The sequence below is a fragment of the Actinomadura fibrosa genome (assembly GCF_900659615.1).
GTDB classification, from domain to species: domain Bacteria; phylum Actinomycetota; class Actinomycetes; order Streptosporangiales; family Streptosporangiaceae; genus Spirillospora; species Spirillospora fibrosa.
On sequence record NZ_CAACUY010000424.1, the window covers coordinates 1 to 4,560 of the forward strand.

General features: G+C 76.0%; 6 protein-coding genes. 3 read left to right on the plus strand and 3 right to left on the minus strand.

The genetic code is table 11. From position 1 onward, the window contains the following. Nucleotides 1-203 precede the first annotated feature (203 nt). From E1300_RS47730 to E1300_RS47740, 3 genes are all read left to right on the plus strand, one after another. Nucleotides 204-698: a fluoride efflux transporter FluC gene (locus tag E1300_RS47730; RefSeq protein WP_242619872.1), complete on the plus strand. Its 495-nt coding sequence runs from the start codon at nt 204-206 to the stop codon at nt 696-698. Continuing rightward, nucleotides 695-1,057: a fluoride efflux transporter FluC gene (locus tag E1300_RS47735; protein WP_131763869.1), complete on the plus strand. Its 363-nt coding sequence runs from the start codon at nt 695-697 to the stop codon at nt 1,055-1,057. The genes E1300_RS47730 and E1300_RS47735 overlap by 4 nt, the downstream gene beginning before the upstream one ends. A gap of 333 nt (nt 1,058-1,390) precedes the next feature. Next, nucleotides 1,391-2,299 (plus strand): polysaccharide pyruvyl transferase family protein, encoded by a 909-nt coding sequence (locus tag E1300_RS47740; RefSeq protein ID WP_207400419.1) that lies wholly within the window; start codon nt 1,391-1,393, stop codon nt 2,297-2,299. Between the two features lie 99 nt (nt 2,300-2,398). Here E1300_RS47740 and E1300_RS47745 read toward each other — a convergent pair whose 3' ends face one another. The 3 genes from E1300_RS47745 to E1300_RS47755 all read right to left on the minus strand — a co-directional run. Further along, nucleotides 2,399-3,223, minus strand: coding sequence for a Rho termination factor N-terminal domain-containing protein (locus E1300_RS47745; RefSeq protein WP_131763870.1), 825 nt, complete (start codon nt 3,221-3,223; stop codon nt 2,399-2,401). A gap of 99 nt (nt 3,224-3,322) precedes the next feature. After that, on the minus strand, nt 3,323-4,279 hold the full coding sequence (locus E1300_RS47750) for an NAD-dependent epimerase/dehydratase family protein (protein ID WP_207400420.1): 957 nt from the start codon (nt 4,277-4,279) through the stop codon (nt 3,323-3,325). Between the two features lie 9 nt (nt 4,280-4,288). Further along, nucleotides 4,289-4,560, minus strand: a 272-nt coding sequence (locus E1300_RS47755) for a glycosyltransferase family 9 protein (protein WP_165503330.1), incomplete at its 5' end; no start/stop codon positions are given.

Consider the following 4,560-nt stretch of genomic DNA (forward strand, 5'->3'; position numbering starts at 1 on the left):
GTCGCGGCGCCGCAGCGGCCTGACGGCGCCGCAGCGGCCGGACGCGGGGCCGGTCGGTAGACTGCTCCGAGCCCCTGAGGAGGGGCGCGGCGGTGGGGCCCGCCGTCCTCCGCGCGAGGTGAACCCCCGCGCGCGAGGTGAACCGCGGTGCCCGCCGCCAACGGTCCCTACCGGTGAAGCAGCTCTGTCGGTAGGAGACCGCCATGCCCGAGCCCATGACCGAACGCCCCGCCGGGGACGCCGCGGCCGCCGACTCCGATGCCGCTGCGGGCGGGCGGACCCCCGTCCCCTGGAGCACGCTCGCCGCGGTGTCGGCGGGCGGGATGCTCGGCGCGCTCGCGCGCCACGGCCTCGCGGAGGCCTTCCCGCCCGCGCCGGGGCGGTTCCCCTGGACGATCTTCTGGATCAACGTCGCCGGGTGCCTCGCGATCGGGGCGCTGATGGCGCTGATCACCGAGGTGCGGCCCGCGCACCCGCTCGTCCGGCCGTTCCTCGGCGTCGGGGTCCTCGGCGGCTTCACCACCTTCTCCACCTACGTGGTCGGCATCGAGGAGGCGGTGGAGGGCGGCGCCGCCCGCACGGGCCTCGCCTACCTCGCCGGGACGCTCGCCGCCGCGCTGGCGGCCGTGTTCGCGGGCATGACGCTTGTCCGCCTGGCCGCCCGCGGCGCGCGGCGGACGGGGGAGGAGCGCCCGTGACCGTCCTGCTGGTCGCGCTCGGCGCCGCGCTGGGGGCCCCGGCGCGCTACCTCGCCGACCGGGCGATGCGGGCGCGGCACGGTCCGGCGTTCCCCTGGGGCACGTTCACGGTGAACGTCGCCGGGTCGGCGCTGCTGGGCTTCCTGGCGGCCCTGCCCGCCGGCGGCGGAGCGATGGCCTTCGCCGGGACGGGCTTCTGCGGCGCGCTGACGACCTACTCGACCTTCGGCTACGAGACCGTCCGCCTCATCGAGGGCGGGGCCCGGTCGCGCGCCGCCGTGTACGCCGCCGGGAGCATCGTCACCGGCCTCGGCGCCGCCTTCTGCGGGATGGCGGTCGCGGAGGCCGTCACCGCGTAGACGGCCCCCGCCCCGGCGCCGGGATCGCCGCACAGGGGCGTCGCGCCGGGGGCGTCGCGGGGGAAGCTTGGTGCGGCCCAGGCTCGTAGCCCGAGTGCACGTGGCGCTGAGCTCACGAGTGGGCCGCCTACTGACTCTGCCCATGCGGGCGAACGGGTAAACCGTCGGGTGCCCGTACTGTCGCCCCTGTGGCCAGGGGCGGCCCGCAACGCCACGCCGCGTCCCGCGAACCCCCATGAGACGTCCAAACCGGGTACGGCGGGCACGCTCGCCGGACATAGGGCCACGGGACGCGGGTAGCAGCCACCGGCACGCCGCCTCCTGGAGGTGCACATGGCACGCACGCGCACCCTGATGCGGGTCCTGGTGACCGGCTGGCCGAGCTTCCTGCACGGCGAGGCCACGGCCGGGGACGTCCTGGCGATGGAGGCGGTGCGGAGCGCCCTCGGCGAGGCCGGGATCGGCTGCGACCTCGCCTGGAGCCCCGTCTTCCGCCCGGACGGGCTGCACCTCGGCCGGACCGACCCCTCCGACTACACCCACCTGGTGTTCGCGTGCGGCCCCCTGCACGGCGCGCAGATCGAGGAGCTGCACCGGGACTACGCGACCTGCCGGCGCGTCGCCGTGGGCGTCTCGGTACTGGACCCGGACGACCCCGCGGTCACCGGCTTCCACGCCGTCCTGGCGCGCGACACGCCCGCGGCGGTGCCGCGTCGGGACCTCTCGGCGCTCGCGGAGAGCCCGCCGGTCCCGGTGGTCGGGATCGTCCTGGCGCCGGGCCAGCGGGAGTACGGCGCGCGGCGGCTGCACGAGGGGGTCGAGCGGGAGCTGACAGGGTGGCTCGCCGGACGCGAGTGCGCCCGGCTGCCCCTCGACACCCGGCTCGACCCGGACGACTGGCGGCTGTTCACGACGGCGGCGGAACTGGAGTCGGCCCTCAGGCGCCTGGACCTCGTCGTGACCACCCGCCTGCACGGGCTCGTCCTGGCGCTGAAGAACGGCGTCCCCGCGCTCGCGGTGGACCCGGTGGGCGGCGGCGCGAAGGTGACGGCGCAGGCGCGAGCCTGGGGGTGGCCCGCCGTCGTCACCGTCCCGGAGAGCGCGGGACCGCCCTACCTCGACCCGGCGGAGCTGGACCGCTGGTGGCGGTGGGGCCTGTCGGGCGAGGCGGCCGGGCGCACGGGCGGGCCCGTCCCGGCCGAAGACCTGATCGGCGAGCTCATGGACGCGCTGTGCCCCTGACCCCCTGGCCAGGGGGCTCGCCCGGCGAGCTCGCACCCCTGACCGCGCGGCCCCGGCACCACCGCTCCGCGCGGCGGGCGGGCCCGGGAACGCGGGCCGTCAGCTCCCGCCGGCCTTGGCGGCGCCGCGGCGCCGGGCCTTCTTGATCGCCTTGAGCAGCTCGTCCTTGTTCATGGCGGACCGGCCCTCGATGCCGAGCTCCTTGGCGATCGTGTAGAGCTCCTTCTTGCTGGCGCTCGCGTCGACGCGGCCCAGCGCCTCGGCCGTGGCCGCGCGCGGCTTCGGCGGCTTCGCGGCGGCGGCCCCGGACTCCGCGGCGCCGTCCGGAGCCTCCTCGCCCGAGGCCTCGGAGGCCTTCTCGGGGGCCTTCTCCTCCTCGGCGGCCTTCGGAGACTCGGCGGCGTCCTTGTCGGCTTCGTCGGCCTTCTCCGCCTTGTCGGCTCCCGGAGCCTTCTCGGCGGCCTGCGGCGCCTTCTCGGGCTCCTCGGCCTCGTCGGCGGCCTTGGACTCGTCGTCCTGTTCCTGCGAGGCCTTCGCGGGGGCCTGGGGCCCTTCCTTCGCGGCCTGCGGCGCCTCGCCGACGGGCTTCGGCTCGTGCTCCGGGGTCTCCGGCTCCTCCTCCGCGGCCTCCGGCTCCTCGTCCGTCGCCTCGGGGGCCTTGTCCGCAGTGTCCGGCTTCTCGTCCGGGGTGTCCGGCGTCTCCTCCGCGGCGGCGTCGTCCGTGGAGCCGGGCGTCTCGTCCGCAACGCCGTCGCGGTCGCCCGAGCCGCGACGCAGCCGGCTCGCGATCTTTCCGATGCGGCTCTTCAGGGCGCCGAAGGCGCCGCGCTTCGCGCCCTCGCCCTCCTCGTCCTGCCCGGCCGGGCCCTGGGCCTCCTCCGGGGAGCGGCGGAGTGCCGAGGGGTCGTCCTCGCGGCCCGGCATGGGTATCTCCCTTCGCTTGAACTCGTCGTCCCGATCGCTTTACCCGGCGGCATGCCGTCCAATCGAGGGCTCGGACCGTAGCGGATCGGGCGGCGGCGATCAAGCCGGGCGCGCCAGGGCGAGCTCGCGGGAGAACCATTCGATGGTGTCGCGCAGGCCCTCCCCGATCGTGATCCGCGGGCTCCAGCCGAGGACCTCGCGGGCCAGCGCCGTGTCCGGGCGCCGCACGCGGGGGTCGTCCACCGGCCGCTCGATGAACCGGATCCGGGACGCCGAGCCGGTCAGGTCGACGATCGTCCGGGCGAGGTCGGACATCGTCACCTCGTACGGGCTGCCGATGTTCACGGGCCCGGGATGGTCGGACGTCGCGAGCGCGACGATGCCCCGCACGGTGTCGTCCACGTGGCAGATCGAGCGGGTCTGCGTGCCGTCGCCGGTCACCGTGAGGTCGTCGCCGGTCAGCGCCTGCCGGACGAACGTCGGGATCGCCCGGCCGTCGTCGGGGCGCATCCGCGGCCCGTAGGTGTTGAAGATCCGCACGATCGCGGCGTCCAGCCCGCGGGAGTGCCGGAACGCCGAGGTCAGCGCCTCGCCGAACCGCTTCGCCTCGTCGTACACGCTGCGCGGCCCGACCGGGTTCACGTTGCCCCAGTACGTCTCGGGCTGCGGGTGCACCAGCGGGTCGCCGTACACCTCGGAGGTGGAGGCGAGGACGAACCGGGCGCCCTTCTCCTCGGCGAGGTCCAGTGCGTTGCGGGTGCCGGAGCTGCCGACTTCGAGGGTCTGGATCGGGTACCGCAGGTAGTCGGCGGGCGACGCCGCCGAGGCCAGGTGGAAGACGTAGCCCACGTCGCCGGGGACGTGCACGGGCTCGGTGAGGTCGCGCCGCAGGAAGTGGAAGTCGCCGCGGCCGGTGAGGTGGGCGATGTTGCGGGACGTCCCGGTCAGCAGGTTGTCCAGGCACAGCACCGCGATGCCGCGGGCGAGCAGCGCCTCGCACAGGTGCGAGCCGAGGAAGCCGGAGCCTCCGGTGACGACGGCGCGTGGATGTCTCATCATGGTCCCCTAGAACGTTGGGTGGAGTGCGCGTCCGGCGGCCTCGACGGCCTGGTCGGCGGAGATTTCGAGCAGGCCGCGGTGGGGCTCGGGGCCGTGCGGGTCGCCCCGCCGCCCCGCCCACAGGACCCGGTGCTGGGCCCGGTCCGGCGGCCCCCAGCGGGCGGGCGGCGTCGGGCCGAACAGCAGTACCGACGGCGTGCGGTACGCGGTGGCGAGGTGCGCGAGCCCGGTGTCGCCGCACACGACCAGCCGGGCGCCCGCGACCAGCGCGGCGAGTT